The sequence below is a fragment of the Maricaulis sp. genome (assembly GCF_030149515.1).
GTDB lineage: Bacteria > Pseudomonadota > Alphaproteobacteria > Caulobacterales > Maricaulaceae > Maricaulis.
Genome location: NZ_JASBRI010000013.1, coordinates 1 through 20,839, shown reverse-complemented (window position 1 = coordinate 20,839; position 20,839 = coordinate 1). Strand labels below are relative to the sequence as shown.

14 protein-coding genes, 1 tRNA gene and 1 pseudogene are annotated in these 20,839 nt (G+C 63.9%); 11 read left to right on the top strand and 5 right to left on the bottom strand.

The genetic code is table 11. From position 1 onward, the window contains the following. The first annotated feature begins 63 nt into the window (after window positions 1–63). From Q1U94_RS05285 to Q1U94_RS05275, 3 genes and pseudogenes are all read left to right on the top strand, one after another. Window positions 64–153: transfer RNA gene (locus tag Q1U94_RS05285), tRNA-Ser, on the top strand. A gap of 63 nt (window positions 154–216) precedes the next feature. Beyond that, window positions 217–918 (top strand): IS6 family transposase, encoded by a 702-nt coding sequence (locus Q1U94_RS05280; RefSeq protein WP_300542501.1) that lies wholly within the window; start codon window positions 217–219, stop codon window positions 916–918. 54 nt (window positions 919–972) lie between these two features. Continuing rightward, a pseudogene (locus Q1U94_RS05275) lies at window positions 973–1,071 on the top strand (IS6 family transposase); the annotation flags it as partial. A gap of 76 nt (window positions 1,072–1,147) precedes the next feature. Here the strand turns inward: Q1U94_RS05275 and Q1U94_RS05270 are convergent. From Q1U94_RS05270 to Q1U94_RS05250, 5 genes are all read right to left on the bottom strand, one after another. Beyond that, a complete protein-coding gene (locus tag Q1U94_RS05270) occupies window positions 1,148–3,097 on the bottom strand; it encodes a serine hydrolase domain-containing protein (RefSeq protein WP_300542499.1) in 1,950 nt (649 codons plus the stop codon). 11 nt (window positions 3,098–3,108) lie between these two features. Further along, the gene (locus Q1U94_RS05265; protein ID WP_300542497.1) at window positions 3,109–4,593 is read right to left on the bottom strand and encodes a serine hydrolase domain-containing protein; all 1,485 of its coding nucleotides are present in this window, start codon (window positions 4,591–4,593) and stop codon (window positions 3,109–3,111) included. A 65-nt stretch (window positions 4,594–4,658) separates the two neighbouring features. Beyond that, a complete protein-coding gene (locus Q1U94_RS05260) occupies window positions 4,659–6,218 on the bottom strand; it encodes an amidohydrolase family protein (RefSeq protein WP_300542496.1) in 1,560 nt (519 codons plus the stop codon). Window positions 6,219–6,257: 39 nt separating this feature from the next. Next, the gene (locus tag Q1U94_RS05255) at window positions 6,258–7,820 is read right to left on the bottom strand and encodes a serine hydrolase (RefSeq protein ID WP_300542495.1); all 1,563 of its coding nucleotides are present in this window, start codon (window positions 7,818–7,820) and stop codon (window positions 6,258–6,260) included. Between the two features lie 35 nt (window positions 7,821–7,855). Continuing rightward, complete coding sequence (locus Q1U94_RS05250) at window positions 7,856–9,049, bottom strand: membrane dipeptidase (protein WP_300542493.1); 1,194 nt, start codon at window positions 9,047–9,049, stop codon at window positions 7,856–7,858. 153 nt (window positions 9,050–9,202) lie between these two features. Here Q1U94_RS05250 and Q1U94_RS05245 point away from each other — a divergent pair, with 153 nt between their 5' ends. From Q1U94_RS05245 to Q1U94_RS05210, 8 genes are all read left to right on the top strand, one after another. After that, complete coding sequence (locus tag Q1U94_RS05245) at window positions 9,203–9,916, top strand: GntR family transcriptional regulator (RefSeq protein WP_300542492.1); 714 nt, start codon at window positions 9,203–9,205, stop codon at window positions 9,914–9,916. A gap of 213 nt (window positions 9,917–10,129) precedes the next feature. Further along, window positions 10,130–12,469: a TonB-dependent receptor gene (locus Q1U94_RS05240; RefSeq protein WP_300542490.1), complete on the top strand. Its 2,340-nt coding sequence runs from the start codon at window positions 10,130–10,132 to the stop codon at window positions 12,467–12,469. Window positions 12,470–12,604: 135 nt separating this feature from the next. After that, a complete protein-coding gene (locus tag Q1U94_RS05235) occupies window positions 12,605–13,729 on the top strand; it encodes a hypothetical protein (RefSeq protein ID WP_366917263.1) in 1,125 nt (374 codons plus the stop codon). Next, a complete protein-coding gene (locus tag Q1U94_RS05230; protein WP_300542488.1) occupies window positions 13,707–14,795 on the top strand; it encodes a DUF1611 domain-containing protein in 1,089 nt (362 codons plus the stop codon). Before Q1U94_RS05235 ends, Q1U94_RS05230 begins: the two co-directional genes overlap by 23 nt. Window positions 14,796–14,797: 2 nt before the next feature. Further along, window positions 14,798–15,775 (top strand): N-acetyl-D-Glu racemase DgcA, encoded by a 978-nt coding sequence (dgcA, locus tag Q1U94_RS05225; RefSeq protein ID WP_300542487.1) that lies wholly within the window; start codon window positions 14,798–14,800, stop codon window positions 15,773–15,775. Between the two features lie 55 nt (window positions 15,776–15,830). Beyond that, the gene (locus Q1U94_RS05220; protein ID WP_300542486.1) at window positions 15,831–16,967 is read left to right on the top strand and encodes a DUF819 family protein; all 1,137 of its coding nucleotides are present in this window, start codon (window positions 15,831–15,833) and stop codon (window positions 16,965–16,967) included. Between the two features lie 35 nt (window positions 16,968–17,002). Next, window positions 17,003–18,988 carry a serine hydrolase domain-containing protein gene (locus Q1U94_RS05215; protein WP_300542485.1) on the top strand — a complete coding sequence of 662 codons (1,986 nt, stop codon included), beginning with the start codon at window positions 17,003–17,005 and terminating at the stop codon, window positions 18,986–18,988. A gap of 684 nt (window positions 18,989–19,672) precedes the next feature. Continuing rightward, on the top strand, window positions 19,673–20,839 hold a 1,167-nt coding region (locus Q1U94_RS05210; protein WP_300542484.1), incomplete at its 3' end, for an Ig-like domain-containing protein.

The window sequence follows — 20,839 nt, the reverse complement described above, 5'->3', positions numbered from 1 at the left end:
GGTAATTGCCAGTGATCTCCTCTTGATTTTGTTCGACCGCTCAGTCACAACCCGCATCCCCGCGGAGAGGTGCCGGAGTGGTCGAACGGGGCGGTCTCGAAAACCGTTGAGCCTTTACGGGTTCCGAGGGTTCGAATCCCTCCCTCTCCGCCATTATTTTCTGAGGCACTGTCAGAGGAAACAGCTCGTTAGCGGTGATCGGGTGACTGTGACCGGATGACCAACCCATTTCGCTACTTCAAAACCTCGCCTGAGATCATCCGCCTGGCGGTGATGATGTATATCCGGTTCCCGCTCTTGCTGCGGAACGTGGAGGACCTTCTTCACGAGCGCGGCATCGACATCTGCCACGAGCCGGTCCGTTACTGGTGGAACCGCTTCGGCCCGATGATGGCGCGCGAGATAAAGAAGCGTCGATCTCAGCAGCTCCGTCAGGTCACCCAATGGCGGTGGCACCTGGATGAGGTCTCCGTAAAAATAGATGGCCAAACCCACTATCTCTGGCGTGCGGTCGATCACGAAGGCGAGGTGCTGGAGTCCTTTGTCACAAAGACCCGAGACCAGGCTTCAGCACTGAAATTCCTGAAGAAAGCGATGAGGCGCTACGGCCGGCCGGAGGAAATCGTTACGGATCGCCTTCGGTCGTACGGCGCAGCCATGCGCAAGATCGGCAACGCCGATCGTCAGGTCACAGGTCGGGACGAAAACAATCGCGCTGAGAACCCACATCTACCATTTCGAAGACGGGAGCGGGCGATGGCGCGGTTCAGGCAGATGCGAAGTCTGCAGAAATTCGCCGCCGCTCACGCCTCCGTCCACAACCACTTCAACAACGATCGCGCGCTCGAACGCAGACCCAGGTTCAAAGCTCTCCGCGATGCCGCGCTTTGCGAATGGCGACAGCTGTTGGCCGCCTGAGGGAGCGTGTCCGCAGACTTGGCGAGACCCGTTAGCGTTAGTCTGACAACACCCCGCTTTCCGGTGTCGCTGCGGAACGTGGACGGTATGCTCCGTGAGCGCGGCATCGGCATCACGCACGAGACGGTGCGGTTGCGGTGGAACCGGTTCGGAACGCTGGTCGCGACGTCCATCCGGGCGAGGCCCCAGACTCCCGAGACCGGACCACGTTTGTCTGCCTTCACCCCTCTCAGCGCGTCTCCGTGTAGAGGTAGACGTGCTGGCTGTCGCGGAGGGTGAGGGTTTTGGCGCCGTCTTCCATGCCGACTTCGGCTTCCAGGCTGATAGCGCCCGGGCCGATCGAGACGATGGAGACCGTCCCGTCGGGGTTCTGCCGCGTTGCCAGCGGTGCGCGGATGGAGCCGGCTTCGATCCACGTCTGGCCCTCATTCTCGAAGATCGTGATCGTGCCGATGCCCGGGCTCTCATAACGGCTGGCCAGGGCGCCCAGGACCGCCGTGTCGCCGGGGATGTCGAGACCTTGGCGGCGGACCTGTGTCTGTGCGTCCAGGCGCGCCGCAGCCGCCTCGATCTGGCTCATCGCTTCGGGGTGGCCGTCATAGAGGACTTCCACCAGACGGCGCAGGAAGGGACGCAACATCGCAGCACCGGTATCGGCATTGACCATGATGACGGCCCCGACTCCGGCTTCGGGCAGGGCGTACCAATTGCTGTGATAGCCGAGCAGGGTACCGCCATGGGTGACGACGGGCACGCCCCAGTGTTCCTCGTTGAACAGGCCCATGCCGTACCAGACGTCTTCGGCCACCTGGACGCCCGGTTCACGCCGCGCCAGAAGATTCACCTCGCTGACCAGGCGTTCGCCGTCCGGCGTCAGGCCGCGGGACAGTTCGAGCTGGACGTAGTGGGCCATGTCGGAAGCGGTGGAAAAAGCGCCGCCAGCCGGCCGGTAGGGATAGACGCCCCGGTTGAAATGGTTCGACATCACGGTCTGGTTGCCGTCGACATCGAGCCCGTGGGGCGGCGCCCAGTTTCCGCTTTCCCCCGCATCGAAATCGAACGTGGTGTCCGGCATGTTCAGAGGCTGGAAGATCAGCGCGTCCATGGCCCGGTCGTAGGCCGCACCGATTTCCATGTCGGGATAGGCCAGTGCGCCGCCGACATAGCCGGCCGCGGCCGCCATATTGTTATTGTACTGGAACAGCTCGCCGAATGCGCTGGTCGGCTGGGTCTCGGACAACTGCCGGAACACGTCCGAGGCGGGGGTATCCTGATCGGCCAGGATGAAACCCCAATCCTTGCGCGGAAGCCCGGTGCAGGCGCACAGGAGGTGGCGGACGAGGGTGGACTCCGTCGTGCTGTCCGAGCCGAGCCGGAATTCGGGATAGAGGTCGACAACGCGCTGGTCCCAGTCGAGCTCGCCCCGGTCCACCAGAATGGACAGGAGGAGGGTCGACATACCCTTCGTGTTGGAGGCGATCATGAAGCGGGTATCCGCATCGACGGGTGCCGGGTTGTCCAGCGAACGCACACCGACACCGCCTTCGAAAACCACCTCGCCCTGGTCGATCAGGGCCAGTCCCACGCCGGGCACATCGAGCGTCTCGGCGGCTTCGGCGACGAAGTCGCGCAGCAGCGCAATGCGTTCCGGGGTCAGGCGATGGGCGGTCTGGCCGGAAAAGTCCTCGGGCTCGTAGCCGTCGGCCTGCACGGAATCCCGGGCCAGGGATACGGCGGCCGAACGGACATTGGCGGTGGACTGGGCGCCGTTGACGATCACCACGGTCCAGTCATCGCCCTGCCGCAGCGCCAGCGCACTCACCGTGGCCTGTTCGGACGGGGAGGTCGCATAGCGGATACTGACCCGCTGGTCCCAGCCATTCTCGGACGCTGCCGGCGTGGTCAGCTCGACGGAGCGTTGCGCCTGCGGATCGTAGACCTGCCAGGCCGCCGCGGCGGCAGCGAGCGCATCGTCGGCCGGACCGACCTCGATCACGGCAATGTCGAGATTGCCTTCCGGCGCGGTTACGACGGACATCGAACCCTGCTGCTCCATCGTCCAGTTCTCGGGCTGAACGACGGATGGCGCACCGGTATCCTGCGCCAGTGCAGGGCCGGACATGCCGGCCGTCATCAGCGCGAACACGGAAGCGAGGGTTTTCATAGTCGGCATGGGCATGGGGTTGCTCCTCAATCGTCGACGCGGTGATACGCCATGTAGGGCTGGTAGCTGAAGGACAGTACGAGGCCGGAAGGTCCGGTATGGAACCGGGCGCGGTCGAAGGGGCCGCCCTCTCGCGCGCCTGTGCCCTTCTCGAACGTCATCGGGCCGATGCGCTCCCAATAGGTCGTGTCTTCCAGGAACCGGATCCGGATGGCATTGCGGCCCGCCGCGGTCACTTCGATATCGTATTCTTCCCGTGGCGGCTGCGAGTAATCGCGGCGGTTCATCCGGTAGGACCCGACCGGCAGCGCCTCGTCCTCCGGCCGCGGCTCGCGCGGTGCAGCGTCTTGCGGAAAGACCCGGCCGATGATGGCATTGGTCAGGTCCGTGCGCCCGACAGAGCTTTCACTGCCCCCGGTAACCGAGACGAAGAAGCCGAACCCAGCCTCCGGCGCCAGGATAAGGTTGGAGTGGAAGTCCCCGGTGTTGCCGCCATGTCCCACCAGGCGTGGCCCGGTTTCCTGCACCACGTAGAAGCCGTGCGCCATGCCGGGCAGGCCCGGGGCATTGCGCCGCGAGTCGCGCATCAGCAGATCGACCGACGAAGTCTGGAGAATCTGGACACCATCGAGTTCGCCGCCATTGAGCAGGGCAAACATGAAGCGCGCCATGTCGCGGGCCGACGACGTGCCGGAACCGGCCGGCATGATCGAACTGAACAGTTCGAACGGCTGGGGGACCAGTTGCCCGTCTTCCATCTCGTAGCCGGTCGCCATGCGATCCTCGAGATGATCGGGCAGGGGTTCGCGGAACGTCGTCGACGGCATGCCCAGCGGCGAGAAGATGTGGTTTTCGACATAGGTTGCGAAGGGCTCGCCGGAGACCCGTTCGACGATGTAACCGGCGAGTGCGACGCCGTAGTTCGAATAGGCAATCTCTGTTCCCGGTGCCCAGACGCGTTCGGGAACATGCTGCTGGATCCATTCGCCATAGGGTGTGAGCTCTTCAACCGTGGCGACGGAAATACCGCTCACATCGCTCCAGCCCGGACTGTGCGACATCAGATCGCGAACCCGCACCGGCCCGTCTCCGAAGGGCGGGATGTGAAAGTCGATATACGTGTTGATATCGGCATCGAGATCGACGCGGCCGAGCTCGACCTGCTGCATGAGCGCAGTCCAGGTGAAAAGCTTGGAGACCGAGCCGGGACGGAAGAGCGTCGTCTCGGGATCGACACGAGTACCGGATTCGATATCGGCAAACCCGTAGCCCGCGGACAGCAGGAGGGCGTCATCGTGGACGACGGCGATCGTCGCGCCGGCGACCTCATGGCTGCTGATCTGTTGCGCCATGACGCCGTCGACGAAATCGGCAAGCCTGTCGAGGCGCGGTTCGGCATGCCCGGCGGTGGCGGCTGTGTCCGGGGTCGTCTGGGCGGCGGCAAACGGGTGGCCGGACGCGAGCAGTGCAAGGGCAGCTGCGGCGCCATGCCAGGCGGGGCTGTGTGTCATGAGACCGGTCTTCCTGTTCGCTGTCGATGGGGTGGCGCGGCGGTGCGGCCGCGCCGGTGTCGGTTTCAGTCGTCTTGCGCGGTGCGGCGAATGGCACGGCCCGGCAGGACGGAGGTGTCGAGTTCGCCGTTCCAGACCAGCGGTGTCCCGCCGACAATCACGTATTCAAACCCGGTCGACGGCTGCGCCGGTTCCTCATAGGTCGCCCGGTCGCTGACCGTGTCGATGTCGAAGATCACGATGTCGGCGTCCGCACCTTCCTGGAGTCGCCCCTTGCGCCGCATCTGTGGCACGGCGTCCTCGAGAATCTGCGCCGGAATGAGGCTGACCTTCGCCAAGGCATCGCTCAGGCCGATCGACTGGCGCTCGCGCACATAGACCCGCAGAAAGCGGGAGAAGGTTCCGGCACTTCGCGGGTGGGATTCCGCAGCGGCCGGCAGGGGCCAGACATCGCCGGCGATCGTTTCGCCGCCGAGCGACCAGGACCCGCCGTCCGAAGCAATGGCCCCGCCGGGATAGAGGATCGACTGGGCCAGGAGTGCACGGTCCTCCGCACTGTGATCGGGGTCGAGAAAATGCACCACGATGTCCGTGGTCGGTTCCTCAGCCTGGAGGCGGTCGAATTCCGCAGCCGTCAGGGGCACGCCATCGAGGGTGAAGTCGGATTTCTCGATATCGCCAAGCCGGGCCTGCCAGTTCTCGCCTTCGAACAGGGCGGTGCCGATCGCGGTCGACCCGGCTCCGTAGGGGTAGGCCTCGACGGTAATGTTCACCCCGTTGGCCTGGGCCGCCTCGAGCATGGGGCGGATCTCGCCGATATCGCGCAGACTGATGCTGTTGAGGTGGGAAATGTGCATATCGGCGCCGGTGGCGGCCGAGACGGCGACCATTTCCTGGAAACCCTCGAGCGAGCTGTCCGGTTCGATGTTCGACAGGTAGCGGGCATGCGTGAAAGTCGGGACGTCGCGGGCCGCGGCCAGTTCGTGCAGGGCATAGTATTCGCCGCGGCCGGAGCCCGGCACATAGCCAAGCAGGACCCCTACGCCCAGCCCGCCCTCATCGAGCCCGTTCTCGACGCGTGCGAGCACCTGCCGGGTTTGCGCCGGGCTGGCGGGGGTATATCGCCAGTCCGGCGCATCCGGGTCCGGCTCGAACGGGTCCCGGTAGGAGGCCGGCTCATAACCGGTCAGCTCGGCGTAGCGTGCGCGTGACCAGTTGACCGAGGCGCCATAGTGGATGGCCCTACCCTCGGCCGCGGCGGCGTCGTAGAATGCGTCGACTGGATACACACCCGACTCCAGCTCAAGGGCGGTTGTCACGCCGTCGAGCGCCTGCACGCGCCCGGCCAGGAGGGATTGGCCATGCGCGTGCAGGTCGATGAAGCCCGGTGCAACGACGTAGCCGGCTGCGTCGAGCGTTCGTTCGCCCCGGATCGCGTCCTCGGTGATCGCGACGATCTCGTCGTTGCGTATGCCGACATTGAGGATCGCGTCGAGTCCGGTTTCGGGATCAATGACGCGTCCGCCCAGAATGGCGAGGTCGTAAGCGCCCTCCTGCGCGTCCGTTTGGGCCGCCGCGGCGGCCGTTCCGGCCAGAACAAGGCTGAGCGTGAGCGTCTTGAGCATGATCGGGTCTCCTCGCGGGACAGGCGCCCGGTGGTGGGGCTAGGGCTGTTTGGTGAACTGGAGGTCTTCGAAGTCGAACGAGAAATCGGTCGTTTCCGACACCGGCACCATCGTCATTCCGGTGACGCGGCCCTCGTCCGCGACGAAATCGACATAGGCGTCGGCGTTCAGGCTACGATCCGGCCAGCGTGCGACGAACCGGTCCGGCGCCACCGGCACCAGGAATGCGTCCAGCACCTCGGACCGGCTCATGTCGATGAAGAGGCGGCCGTCGCGGTTCTCGATCGAGACCGGACCGTACCAGGGATCGACATAGCTTCCGGTATAGGCCACCAGATCGCGGACCGGCTCGACCGGGACGTCCTGCCGCTCGCCGCTCCCGGAATCGTTGACGGCGGTCTCCTGCATGCGCTGATAGACGCCGTGCAGGGTCCCGATCCAGTCGCTGTCCGCCTCGGGCGCCGAGGCGTCGCCCAGCAGCTGGAGGGCGAGGGCGGTGGAGCCGTAGGTGGCGACATTGCTGGTCACGAAGACCGCGAGATCCTCCTCCGGCAGGATGCCGAAATACGAGGAGGCACCCAGCAGCCCGCCGCTGTGGCCCACAAGCAGCTGGCCGTTGAAGTCGCGCAGGGTCCAGCCCAGACCGTAGAGCGAGAAGTGCGTGCGGCTGAGCTGTTCAAGCAGCGGGCTTACATTCTGCGGCGTGACGCCCGTCCACAATTCCTCGGCCTGATCTTCTGAAATGAGCCGCTCCCCGCTGGGGGCGACGCCTTCGTTCAGCCAGAATTGCGCCCAGGTCGAGAGATCGGAGATGGAGCAGCTGATCCCGCCGGCGGGCGAGGTGTTGTCTCCGAGGATGTAGCGCGGGTCGATGGGTTCCGCCTCGGACTGGCCGGGCGCCCGGGAATGCTGCGTGACGGTATTGCCGGCTTCAGCGGCGGCGCCGGGCAGCGCTTCGCAGGAGTCCATGGACAACGGCGTGAAGATCCGCTCTTCCATGACCTCGGCCCAGGGCTTGCCTTCAATGCGCGAAACGACTTCTCCGGCAATGACATACAACAGATTGTCGTAGGCGTATTCCGAGCGGAAGCTGGTCTCCGGCGGAATGTTGCGCAGGGCGGCCAGGATGTCGGATACGTCAGGCTCGGCGTCGGGGAAGACCAGGAGGTCGCCGGCGCCGAGTGGCAGGCCGGAGCGGTGGGTAACGAGGTCGCGGACGCTGAATTCCGCCGTGATATAGGGGTCGGACATCTCGAATTCGGGGATGAATTCGCGCACCGGCGTATCCCAGTCGAGCTTGTCCTCGTCGACCAGCATGGCGATGAGTGTGGTCGTGAAGGCCTTGCTGATCGAGGCGAAGGGCAGCAGCGTGTCCGTGTCGACCGGCGTGTCGGGATCGCGGACATCGCGCACGCCATAGCCGTGCATGAAGACAATATCGTCTCCCGTGACGACCGTTATGGCCATGCCGGGAATGTCAAAGGCCTCGATCGCCGCGCGTGCGGTCTCGTCGACGTGTTGCGGCGTGATGCTCTGCGCCATGGCGTTCGTCGCGCCGAGCGCAATGACGGCCGCTGCCGTCGCCATCAATGTCGGTTTCATCGTCGTCCTCCCCGGCGTTGCTCACGCCCTCGCTGCTAAGCCCGCCAGATTTCGCCGAGCACCCGTTTGAAATTGCCGCCGAGGACAAGTTCGATATCGGCGTCCGAGTATCCGCGCCGGATCAGGCCTTCGGTCAGGTCGAAGATTTTCCGCGGATGGTCGAAACCGTCCGTATCGATCTGGCCGCGGAAGGCGTAGGAATCGTCATAGCCGCGGCGCAGGCGCTCATAGGCGGCGCTCGGCACGTCGTCATATCCGTCGGCGTCCATGTCGCTGCCGACGCCGACATGTTCGACGCCGACCAGATTGGCGACGTAGTCGAAATGGTCGAGCAGGTGTTCGATCGTGGTGGGTTCGCGGTCGCGGACGAAGTTGCGGACGCCGGTAATGCCCATCACGCTGCCGGCCCGGGCCATGGCGCGGATGGCTTCGTCGGATTTCGCTCTTGGATGCCCCCCCGCCAGTGCGCGGACATTGGAGTGGGTGATCAGAGCGGGCGCGTCGGAAATCTCGAAGGCATCCAGCGTGGTCCGGTCGCCGCAATGCGAGACGTCGACCGCCATGCCGACCTCGTTCATGCGCTCGATGATGGCCACGCCGAAACGGCTTACCCCGCCATCAACGCGTTCGGTCGCGCCGCTGCCGATACGGTTCTGGGAGTTATAGGTCAGCTGGCTGACACGCTGGCCCAGATTGTAGAACTCGTTGACGTCGTCGGGCGCATTGAAATGGTGTGCGTTCTGGATGCCGACGATATAGCCGATCCGGCCTTCTTCCATGATGCGGTCGAAGTCCGAGACCGCATCGATGCGGCGGAAGACGTCGGGCCGCTCGGCCGCATAGGCATTCATTCTCGCCATGAAGGTCAGCGCGCTGTCACGGCCGCCCAGGCCGACCGCCGGGTGAAACACGTTGATGCCCGACGCGCGGAGCTTTTCCAGGTGGGCGTCGGTCACGGCATAGCCATCCTCCACGGAGGGGCGTTCGCTGTAGCCGGCCTCGAGCATGTCGCCGAGGTCCGCCAGCAGGGACAGCATATCGATGACAAGGCTGCGTTCGACCAGAGCGAGGGTGCGCGCCGAATAGGTCCTCTCCGACTGGGCAAAGACCTTGAACTGTCCTGAATTCACGAACGGAGCGGCGACGGCTGTTGCGAGGCCGGCCTTGAGAAGGCGTCGGCGGGTGGCACCGCCCGCTGCGCCGGCTCGGGTCTGGTCATCCTGCTTCATGCAAACGGGTTCCTCATATGCGAATTCGTTAGTACGCTAGCGGAAAGAGATTTTTTAATACAGCCTTATTTTTGAATAAGGCGTCCATAGTGTCGGCGGGAAGGCTTCGAAGGCCTGCATGGCAAGGGCGCCGGGAACGAGACGATTGGCAGCATGAGCAGCATGGCAGACAAGCAGAAGAACAAGCGGCCGGCCGGCGTGGATCCGGCTTCGGCCTACGATGTCATCATGGATGCGATCGTGACGCAGAAGCTGGCGCCCAGCCAGAAGGTCTCGGAGAACATCCTCACGGAAATGTTCGAGATCAGCCGCACCACGGCACGCAATATCATGGAGCAGCTGACCGCCCAGCAATTCCTGGTGTCGGTATCGCCGCGCATCACCCGCGTGGCGCCCCTGACCCTGCTCGACGTGAAACAGAATTTCGCGATGCGGAAGATGCTGCAGCCGGAGATCTTCGCGATGGCTGCCGCCCAGGTCGACTACGACCAGATCATCAAGATGAATGAGGACACCTTTCACAAGGTGCCCATCCAGGATGACGCGCACGCGCTGACACTTTTGAAGGCCAACAAGCAGTTCAACGTGTTCATGGCCCAGCAGGTCAAATACCCGCTGCTCATCCACTGGATCCGGCAGCTGGAGGACACGACCATGCGGATCTACTGGCTGTACGTGAAGATGAAGCGGACGCTGCCTTATACGTGGGAGCACCAGCGCGCGCTGGTCGAGGCGATCCGGCGCGACGCGTCGGACGATATTCGCGACCAGGTACACAAGATCCTGTCGAGCTCGGAAGAGCGCCTCCTCGATGCGATCTTCATGCACGACCAGATGTATATGCAGGATCTGAAAATTCCCGACTGAGGGACGGGCTTCGCCCTTTTCCGGTCAAGCCGCAGCGAATTCCCCCTTTATAATCAGCCACTTGAATTCCCTGTGTGCCCTCGCGGCAACAGCCAGGGAACTCGCAGTATGCTGCCTAAATCGATGCTTCCCATCTGTATATAGCTGCTATAAGGTTCAATAAGGCTGCTATAATGATTTGTTTCGCAGTTTTAGGGGGACAGGGAGGAAGCTATGTCTAGCCATTTCAAAATTGCTCTGCTCGCGAGCGTGGCGCTGACGGCGCCGCTGGCCGCACAAGAGGGCGGTCAAGCCAGCGACGACGAAGAGGTCGTGCGTGACGTGATTACCGTGACGTCGCGTTTCCGCGAGGAATCCGTCCAGGATATCGGGGCCAGTATTGCCGGCATCACCGGTGAGGAGATGCTCCTGCGGGGAATTCAGGATATTGAAGACCTGTCGCGCAACGTGCCCGGCATGCAGAACGTCAAGACGCGGCCCAACTCCAACGATATCGCCATTCGCGGCGTGCGCAGCGCGGGCAGCGGCTATGAAACCAGCACGGTCTTCAGTGTCTTCCTGGACGATGTTTCCGTGACCGGTTCCGGTAATATCCGCGATTTCAGCTCTGCCGACCTCAACCGGGTCGAGGTGATACGCGGTCCGCAGCCCACCCTGTTCGGCGAGGGCGCCGTCGGCGGCGTGATCCGCTACTTTACCAATGATCCCGATCTCGACGGACCGAGCGTGACCGGCCAGGCCAATGCCCGTGTCGAAACGATCGAGGATGGCGGCACCGCCTACAGCACCGATAATGCGACCTCATTCGTCATGGTTCCGGGCAAGCTGGGTCTGCGGGTCTCGGGTTTCCAGCGGGAAGACGACGGCTTCATCGACAATCCGAGCGATGGCGAAGACGTCAATGACTACGAGTCCGTCGGCGGCCGCGCGGTTCTCCTGGCACGTCCGACGGTCAATCTGGAGCTTCGCCTGTCGGCCTTCATTTCGCGCGACGAGATGGGCGAGTCGACCCAGGTCGATCCCGGTTCCGACCCCGAAGACCTGACATTCGCGGCTTCGCCCCTGTCGGGCAGCTATACGGACGACTTCGACCTCTATTCCGGCCGGATTTCCTACGATTTCGACTGGCTCCAGCTCACATCGATCACCGGCTATTACGAGCGGAACACGTCGTCATCCCTGTTCAGCGCCGGGAACTCCTTCGGTCTGGCGCCCTTCTTCCCGACCGTCGATACGACCAGCTTCTCGACCGGGTCCGGCGAGTTCGAGCAATGGTCGCAGGAATTCCGCTTCGTGTCTTTCCTGGACGGCCCGCTCAACTTCACCGCCGGCGCCTATTTCCGGGACCGCTCGGAAGTCAGCGGCCAGTTCCTGACCTGTGCCGGCTGTGTGACGGTGACGACGCCGGCCAGCGAGAACCTGGCCACGCGCCTCGCCGAGACCGAAAGCGAGCAATACTCCGCCTTTGCCGAATTCACCTACGAACTTACGGACCGGCTGAGACTGATCGGCGGGGCCCGCTACGTGAACGACACCGTCACGGCGACCCTCCAGCAGGACGATGTCGTGAATCTCGTTCCGGAGTTCGACGGTAGCGGAAACCTCATTCCCTGGACCGAGAGCAATCCGATCGGTTACGTCAGTACGCTGGTTGTCCTCGAAGGCGCCGGCGTCGGCACTGACTTCAACTTCGAACTGGAGGAAGTGCTGCCGCGTTTCGGTGTCGAGTTCGAGCTCAACGACTCGATCCTGCTTTATGCCAATGTCGCGCGCGGAGCGCGCAATGGCGGTATCGGCAATGCGATCGCTGCGCTGGGTGCATCGGGCGGCAATCAGGATGTGTTCTTCGACAACCTGACCTTCGACGAGGACTCGGTTCTGTCCGTCGACGGCGGCGTCAAGGCGACCTGGATGGGCGGCGACCTCGTCACCAATGTGGGCGTCTTCCGGACCACCTATGACGATACCCAGATCCAGGTGAACACGCCTGCCAACAACACCGTCAACGGGCCGGAGCAATCCATTGTGGGTCTCGAGTTCGAATCCACCTTCCAGGTGACCAGCGGTCTGTCCACCTTCCTCAACTTCTCATTGATCGATGCGGAGTTTGACGACGGGGCCCTCATCACGGCGCCGCCGGGCGGCTCGATCGGGCCGTTCGATCTCCAGGCGGGCAATCAGCCGGCCAACATCCCCGAATTCACCCTGTCGACCGGGTATTCCTATACGCGGCCGATCGGCTCCAACGGCTGGATGTTCACCTCGAACGGCTCCTTCCAGTATATCGGCGAGCGCTATTCCAACGTTCAGAACTTCCCGTCGGCGCAGCTTGAGCCGCTGGAAAACCTCAATCTGAGCGTGGCGCTTTCCAACGATGTCTGGTCGATCGGCCTGTTCGGCACGAACCTGCTCAACGACATCGAGGCGGTGAGTGTCGGTTCCAACCCGCTCCAGCAATTCATCGACTCCGACGGTGAGCTGGATGCTCCGATCATCGCGACAAGCGTCAACCGGCCGCGAACGATCGGCGTGCGGGCCAGCCTGCGCTACTAGGCCGCGACGCGTCCAAATGTCCGGCGGAGCACCCTCCTCTCCGCCGGACAGGCCGCCGCCCTCGCAGGGCGGCGATACAACCCCGCGCGGCTGCACTGCCGCGGCTCTCGTCCACAGGCGGATCCGACACGCGTGATGATCAACGCATTCAGAAAATACCTCCTTCCAGGCCTGGTCTTCCAATCCGTCATTATCGGCGGCGGCTATGGCACAGGCCGGGAGATCGCCGAATTCTTCCTGTCGCACGGTGCGATCGGCGGCTTGCTGGGCTTCGCGGCCACGGCGGTTGTCTGGTCGGTCCTGCTGGCGATCGGGTTCGAGTTCGCACGCATCACAAGGGGGTATGACTACCGGACCTTCTTCATCGCGCTGCTCGGACCGTTCTGGCGGCTGTTTGAAATTCTCTATGTCCTGATCGCGCTGCTGGTACTCTCCGTCCTCGGCTCGGCAGCCGGGCATATGGTATCCGATGCCTTCGGCGTGCCCACCGTGCTCGGTTCGGTCGGCCTCTTGCTGGCGATCGGCGTGCTAGCCTTTTTCGGCAGTCCCGCGATCGCGCGCATCATGGCGTGGTGGTCGCTGCTGCTCTACGCGCTCTACGGTACCTTCTTTGTCTACATGTCCGTGTCCTACGGCGAGGCGATCGCGGCCTCGCTGGAGGCGGGGCGTGTCGAGGGCGGCTGGCTGCTCGATGGCGTGCGGTATGCGGCCTACAACCTGATCGCCTTCGCGGCCGTGCTCTTCGTTCTTCCAAGGCTGGAAACGCGGCGCGAAGCACTCCTTTCCGGTGCCGTGGCCGGCTTCATCAGCATCGTCCCGGGGGTTCTGGTCTTTCTGGCGATGCTGGCGCGCTATCCCGAGATCCGGGAACAGGCGGTTCCGGTCGTCTATCTCCTGCAAATGCTGAATACGGTCTGGCTGAGCGTTCTCTTCCAGATCGTCCTGTTCGGCACCTTCGTGGAAACCGGCGTCGGTATCATCCATGCCATCAACGAGCGGATCGATACCGCGATGGAGACCGCGGGCCGCCGGTTTCCCCAATGGGCCCGGTTCGCCGTCGCCGTCGGCTTCCTGGCGACGGCCATCTTTCTCGCCGAGGCCATCGGCATCATCGACCTGATCGCCAGCGGATACGGCGTTCTCTCCTACGCGTTCATTGCCATCGTGGTTCTGCCGCTGATCACGCTGGGCTGTTTCCGGATCGCGACCGCCAACAACAAACATTCGGAGGATCATCGTGTCTCTCGCCAGCAGAAATGAGGACGTGCACAGCCTGCCGGCTCGTGAGTCCGGGCCTTGTACGGTGCAGCTGAGGTCTCCGTACCTGATCTATTTCGGGAATGTTCCGGACGCGGGTCACGCCAAGACGGGCCTCGGGCTGATCCAGTGGCGGCGCGAGAACTGCGCGGGCCAGTTCCGCAGTGCCGGGTGCCAGGTCGATGGCGGTCTGGCGGATATGTCGATCGCCGACGCTGCGGCGTCGGGAGTGGGCTCGCTGGTGATCGGCGTGGCCTCCGAAGGCGGTTCGATACCGGATGCCTGGGTCGGGGATCTCGCCGAGGCGGCGCGCGCCGGCCTGGACCTGGTATCGGGCATGCATGTCAGACTGTCCGATTTTCCGGAGATCGCGGCTGCGGCACGCGCGTCCGGCGCCCGTCTGATCGACGTACGCACACCGCCGCGCAAGCTTCCTGTTGGCTCGGGCGAGAAACGGCCGGGCCGCCGTATCCTGACCGTGGGGACCGACTGTGCCGTCGGCAAGAAGTACACCGCGCTCGCGATCGAGCGTGAAATGCGGGCCCGCGGCCTGAATGCCGATTTCCGGGCGACCGGGCAGACCGGGATCATGATCGCGGGCAGCGGCATTCCCATGGACTGCGTCGTCTCCGACTTCCTGTCCGGCGCTGCGGAACTGCTCTCCCCGGCCGCGCCGGACGATCACTGGGATGTCATCGAGGGCCAGGGGGCGCTGTCCCATCCCAGTTTTGCCGGCGTCAGCCTGGGCCTGTTGCATGGGTCCCAGCCCGATGCGCTGGTGCTGTGTCACGATCCGCTGCGGGAGGTGCTGCTCGGCACGGGCGGGGCGAGCCACTTCCCGGTCATACCCGTCAGGGACGCCATGGAGCAATGCGTGACATTCGCCCGCCGCGTGAACCCCGCCGCGCGGTTTGTCGGCCTGTCCATAAACACGTCGATGCTGTCGGACACTGAAAGACAGGCGCTGCTCGACCGGTATGAGCGCGAAACCGGACTGCCCGCGGTCGACCCGATCAAGGACGGGGCGGGCCTGATCGTGGACAAGATTCTTTCCAGAACAGGAGTATGAGTATGCGTGTGAGCGTTCACCGGGAAAGCTGGCCGATGCGGGCGCCATTCGCCATCACCGGCCATGTTTTCGAAAGCCTGGAGTCGGTGGTGGTGATGCTGGAGCAGGACGGGGCGACCGGCCGCGGCGAAGGCGTGCCGGTCTACTATCTCCAGGAAGAGGCCCGCGGACTGCTCGAGCAGATCGAGGCCATCCGGCCTGCGCTGGAAGCCGGGATCGGCCGCGCGGAACTCCAGGACATGCTGCCGCCGGGCGGGGCCCGCAATGCGGTCGATTGCGCCCTGTGGGATCTCGAGGCGAACCGGACGGGCAAGACGGTCTGGGAACTGACCGGGATCGAGCCGGCGGCCCGCAAGACAGCCTATACGCTGGGCATCCAGGAAACGCCGGAAATGATGGCTGAGCAGGCGGCGCAGGCCCGCGGCTACCCCCTGCTCAAGATCAAGCTGAACGGCGACAAGCCCGTTGAACGGGTCGCGGCGATCCGCAAGGCGCGGCCCGACGCGGAAATCATCATCGATGCCAATCAGGGTTTTTCCATATCCCTGCTTAAAAGCGTGCTCGAACCGTTCGCGGAACTGGGTGTCGCCATGGTCGAACAGCCTTTGCCGCGCGGGGACGATGCGGAACTTGAGGGGGTGACTTCGCCGATCCCGCTTTGCGCCGATGAAAGCTGCCTTCATCGCGGCGAGCTTCCGGATGCGCTCAAGCGCTACGACATGATCAATATCAAGCTCGACAAGACGGGCGGCCTCACCGAGGCGCTTGCGCTGGCCAAGGAGGCGCGCCAGGCCGGCAAGGGGCTGATGGTCGGCAATATGCTCGGTACGTCCCTGTCCATGGCCCCGGCCTTCGTCATCGCGCAATTGTGCGACTTTGTGGACCTGGACGGCCCGCTGAACCTGAAATCCGATATACCGGCCGGAATGGCGTATCGGGACGGCATGGTCTCGGCATCGCAATCGGGGTTCTGGGGATGACCGGACAGCCCGCTTCCGCGTTGCACAGCGCCGTGGCCCGACGGGCCGTCCGGCCGTGATCGCCGCCGACAACATATTCGGCCTCCTGGCCGCACTGCTCGCAATTTGCGCCCTGGCCGCGGGCCTGGAAAAGACACGCTGGGGCAAACGGCTGTCCGGTGCGGGTATCATCCTGCTGACCGCATTTGCAGCCGCCCATTTCGGCATCCTGCCAAGGAGTGCGCCGCTATACGGCACGATCTGGACCTATATGGTCCCGCTGGCGATCGCCCTTTTCCTGCTGAAAGCCGATCTCATCAAGGTCGTCAGCGAGGGCGGGCGGGTGCTGGTGGCTTTCCTGATCGGCATGGCCGGCACGGTCTTCGGGGCCTGGCTTGCGACGCTCCTTGTCGATCTGGGCCAGAGCGAGGCGCAAATCGCGGCCGTTTTCACGGCGACCTATACCGGCGGTTCGCTGAACTTTGTCGCCGTGGCGGAGGCCGTGTCCTTCGATGACAATTCCCAGCTCTCCGCGGCCCTTGCGATCGACAACATCCTCGGCGTCGGCTTCATCATTCTGCTGAACCTGGCCGCCGGCTGGCCGCTCTTTCAGCAGCGTTATGCCTGGCGCATGGATGCGGTCGTTCGGGAGACGCTACAAGCGAAGGGCGAGGCCGAGCCCGCGATCGATCTGTTCGGTCTGACAATGGCGCTCGCCCTGGCGGCCGGTGCCGTCGCGGTCAGTGCCTTCTTCGCCAACGCGTTCGGCATTCCCGACTACCGGCTCCTTGTCATCACCGTTCTGGTGACCGGCGTCGCCACGCTCGGCCGGAAATATCTCGCCGGGCTTCGCGGCGAGGACATGCTGGCGATGATGGCCATGTATCTCTTCTTCGCCATCATCGGCGCCGGCGCGGACCTGGGAGCCATGCTGTCCGCCGCGCCCGGCATGTTCGTGATGGTCGGATGTATCTTCGTCTCGCACCTCGTCTTCATGCTGGTGGCGGGGCGTCTGCTTAAACTCAACTATGCCGAACTGATCACGGCGTCGCTGGCCTGTATTGCCGGTCCGCCGATCGCGGCGGCCATCGCGATCCTGTTCAAGTGGCGCAATCTCGTCGCCCCGGGAATTCTCACCGGCATCCTCGGATACGTGCTGGGGAATTTCGCCGGGATCGGCCTGTTTTCCCTGCTCAACCGGAATGCCCTTTGATCTCTAAGCCCTGCACCCAATGTATGGAGGCCGTTATGTCATTAAAAACGCAATTGAAGTGGCTTGCGGGCGCGCTGGCGGGGTTCAGCTGCGCCACGGCAGCGGCCCAGGTCGATCCGGCCGATCCGGTTCCGCTCGATCCGGCCCCGGCGCAGACCGCTGAGGTCGCCCCGGATACAGCCGATCCCGGCGAGGCGCGTCTGACCCGGAGCGATGTGGACGCCTGGCTGGACGGCATCATGCCCTATGCCCTTGCCGAGGGTGATATTGTCGGCGCCCAGGTGACGGTCGTCCGTGACGGCGAGATCCTGACCAGCCGGGGTTTCGGCTATTCGGACCTGGCGGAACGCGAACCGGTCGACGGTTTCCAGACGATGTTCCGGCCCGGCTCCATCTCCAAACTCTTCACCTGGATTGCAGTCATGCAGCAGGTCGAGGCCGGGCAGGTCGATCTGGACGCGGACGTGAACACCTATCTCGACTTCGAGATACCCGAGGCCTTTGGCGAACCGATAACGATGCGGAATCTGATGACGCACACGCCCGGCTTCGAGGAACGGTTCCGCAACCTGATCATTTCCGATCCCGAGCTGGCCTTGCCGCTCGAGGACTTCCTGAAGCAGACGCCGCCGCCGGCCCGTATCTTCCCGCCCGGGGAGACACCGGCCTATTCCAACTATGGCACGGCCTTGGCCGGCTATATCGTCCAGCGCGTCTCCGGCCAGCTGTTCGAGGCCTATGTCGAGGACCGTATTTTCGAGCCGATGGGCATGCAGCGGGCCACCTTCCGCCAGCCCCTGCCGGAGCGGTTCGAGGCCGACATGTCCAACGGCTATCGCAGTGCGTCGGACGGCGAGCCCCAGTATTACGAGCTCGTGCCCATGTCGCCGGCCGGGTCGATGGCTGCCAGCGGCGAGGCGATGGGCCGGTTCATGATCGGCCTGCTGGAGCGAAATCCGGACGTGCTCGCACCGCAAACCTGGGAGCAGATGTACGAAACCATCTACCAGCTTACGCCACCGCTGAACGCCATGGCGTTGGGCTTCTGGGAGTTGGACAAGGGCAATCTGCGTATTCGCGGCCATGGTGGCGATACCAGCTTCTTCCATTCCGATCTCAATGTTCTGCTGGACGAGGGCGTGGGCATCTATGTTGTCGTCAACAGTTCCGGCGAGGTGGGCGGAACGCTGCGCTTTTCCGTGACTGCCGGCTTTGCTGAACGCTACTTCTCCGACACGGTGGTGCCGCTCGGCCCGCGTCTGGACACCGCGCACGAGCATGGCCAGCAGATCGTCGGCGCGTATGAGAGCTCGCGCACGGTCGCGACCAATTTCGCCGCGATCCTGCGCTTTCTCGGACAGGAGACGATCTCCATGAATGAGGACGGGGATCTGGTCTACTCGCTGCTCGGCCAGCCGACGGTCTGGCGCGAGGTAGAGCCCTATGTGTGGCGCCATGTGGATGGCTACGAACGTCTTGCGGCGGTCTTCGACGAGGACGGCGCACTGGACTATGTGACCTTCGAGCCGGTCTCCCCGATCATCCATCTGATACCGGCGCCCTGGTATCGCGCGGGTTCGCTCGTCATGCCGCTGCTGGGCGCCGCTCTCGCTGCCCTTCTGGCGACGCTGGTGCTGTGGCCCGTGCGTGCGGTGGTCCGCTGGCGCTATGGCAGCCGCTTCCGGCTGGCTGGCCGGCCGGCAATGTCCTACCGTCTTGTCCGTGTCGGCATTGCGCTTGTGTTCGTCTTCCTGGGGGCCTGGGCGCTGCTGTTCCAGACCTTGTTCTCCGATCTTTCGGGGCTGGGGGGCGGCTTTGACACCCAGCTTTTTGTCACCATGGCATCGCAGCTTCTGCTCTACGCGGCGTTCGCGCTGGCTCTCTGGAACACGCTTGTCGTGTGGCAAGGCGGTCAGAGCTGGTTTGCACGTCTGTGGAGCGTCGTGCTGCCCCTGGCTATCCTTGTTGTGATCCTGTTTGCGGCAACGAACGGCCTGCTCAGCTGGGCAACCAATTTCTGACGCGGATAGTCGGGCTGCCGCGTCGGGGCGGGGTGACGGTATGGCTGGCCGCCACCCCGCCTGGGCTTTCAACGACCGTAGCGACGGTTCGCCGACCGGACCGTGGCGGTAACAGTGGAGAGCTCGGCCAGCTTGGACACCACGCCTTAGCAGGCGACCGGATAGATCACAGACTGGACGCCTTGAGCCAGTGCTCGATCTGTCCAGAAACAAGCGGTGACATGCACGAAACTCCATGCGCCACGACACGTTTTAGTTGTGTTTGGCGCCTCTAAAAACGGGGCACACACCAAATTTCCGAGACCGGTCCGCGCTTGTCTGACAGCACCGCCATTTTCCCTGGCCTTGCGAAGACTGACGGGCGGTGCGGCGATGCTCGCGGCGTGGCGCTATTGCCGATCTCGGAGGCCGCCCGCCTCCCCGAATTTCCGGCCGGCTCGCCACCGTGTCTCACCACGCCGGTTGAGGCAGATCCGGTATTGCGCCATTCCTGATTAGCGGGAAACCGCTGCGAAATCACGGACATCAGGGTGCGCAGTCTTGGCCGGCAGTGCGCATTTGCCCCTTGCACGCAGGATTTCAATTCTTAATAGTGTGTGACCGTAGATGGTGCGTGCCCCGAATTGTGTCGGTCCGTGCGTATGGTGTGAATAACGCTGCGGGCGCGGCGCAAGGGGGACGAACATGTTGGCTTGCCTTGAAGTGGCACGGGATGGCGTGCGCTCTGGTCATGGTATCGCTTCAGCTGGAAAGCGTGTCGGCAGGGCCATTGGTTCAGCATTGCTGGCATCTGCAGTAATAGCCGGGCTGCCGACCACGGCGCTGGCGGCGGAAAACGGTAGCGTGACGCGCGTTCAGCTGGCCTTCGACGGACAGTGTACTGCCGCCTCCCCGACAACTTTCGGGACGACCGTGACCTACACCGGCGCTACAGTCGATGCGAACGGTGAGGACTATGTCCAAATCTACCATCTGGACGGCAACAACACGGTGGTTGCGCGGCACACCGGCTCAGGTACAACGCAAGGTGCCGCCGTTGGTGTGACAAACAACGCCAATGCCTTCACACGCATTGTCGCGACACCGGCAACCGCTCCTTATACGGCGGTCCTGTGGGATGCCACCGACGGCACCTACGACTTTGAAGGCGGCGACACCATGGACCTCAGCTCGCCGCAGGTGATGGCGACGCTGGACTTCGACATGAATGCGCTGGATCCGGATTGTCCGGGCGTCGCCGATACCACCCCGCCGACAGTCAGCAGCGTGGCGCGTCAATCGCCGTCGACCGAAACCACTGACGCAGATGCGCTGACCTGGCGTGTCAGTTTCGACGAGGAAGTTCAGAACGTGGACGCGTCGGATTTCGCCGTGTCCGGGACGACCGGCTTGGTTAGCGGCGTCAGCGCGGTCACGACGTCGGCCTATGACGTGACGGTATCCGGCGGGGACCTGGCAGACCTGGTCAGTACGGTCGTGGGGCTGGGTTTTGCCGGTGGCCAGGATATTCAGGATGCAGCCGGGAATGCCCTGACGAATACGACGCCGGGGGTCAACCAGACCTATACGGTCGACAACACCCCGGACACCACGCCTCCGACGGTAGCCCTTACGACTGATGCCGGTTCGCCGACCAACAGCGCGTTCATGGTCACCGCGACCTTTTCGGAGGACGTTACCGGGTTCACCGCCGCCGACATCGCGGTCGGCAATGGCGCCGCCTCGAACTTCAGCGCGGCAAGCGCCAGCGTCTACACCGCCACGATCACACCGGCAGGGGACGGTCCTGTTACTGTGGATGTTGCATCGGGGGCGGCACAGGACGGGGCCAGCAACGGCAATACGGCGGCC

What these genes read in the sequence shown, in the direction of transcription:
- Q1U94_RS05280 (WP_300542501.1), top strand. Translation starts at nt 217, where the DNA reads ATGACCAACCCATTTCGCTACTTCAAAACCTCGCCTGAGATCATCCGC.
- Q1U94_RS05270 (WP_300542499.1), bottom strand. Translation starts at nt 3,097, where the DNA reads ATGCCCATGCCGACTATGAAAACCCTCGCTTCCGTGTTCGCGCTGATG.
- Q1U94_RS05265 (WP_300542497.1), bottom strand. Translation starts at nt 4,593, where the DNA reads ATGACACACAGCCCCGCCTGGCATGGCGCCGCAGCTGCCCTTGCACTG.
- Q1U94_RS05260 (WP_300542496.1), bottom strand. Translation starts at nt 6,218, where the DNA reads ATGCTCAAGACGCTCACGCTCAGCCTTGTTCTGGCCGGAACGGCCGCC.
- Q1U94_RS05255 (WP_300542495.1), bottom strand. Translation starts at nt 7,820, where the DNA reads ATGAAACCGACATTGATGGCGACGGCAGCGGCCGTCATTGCGCTCGGC.
- Q1U94_RS05250 (WP_300542493.1), bottom strand. Translation starts at nt 9,049, where the DNA reads ATGAAGCAGGATGACCAGACCCGAGCCGGCGCAGCGGGCGGTGCCACC.
- Q1U94_RS05245 (WP_300542492.1), top strand. Translation starts at nt 9,203, where the DNA reads ATGAGCAGCATGGCAGACAAGCAGAAGAACAAGCGGCCGGCCGGCGTG.
- Q1U94_RS05240 (WP_300542490.1), top strand. Translation starts at nt 10,130, where the DNA reads ATGTCTAGCCATTTCAAAATTGCTCTGCTCGCGAGCGTGGCGCTGACG.
- Q1U94_RS05235 (WP_366917263.1), top strand. Translation starts at nt 12,605, where the DNA reads ATGATCAACGCATTCAGAAAATACCTCCTTCCAGGCCTGGTCTTCCAA.
- dgcA (WP_300542487.1), top strand. Translation starts at nt 14,798, where the DNA reads ATGCGTGTGAGCGTTCACCGGGAAAGCTGGCCGATGCGGGCGCCATTC.
- Q1U94_RS05215 (WP_300542485.1), top strand. Translation starts at nt 17,003, where the DNA reads ATGTCATTAAAAACGCAATTGAAGTGGCTTGCGGGCGCGCTGGCGGGG.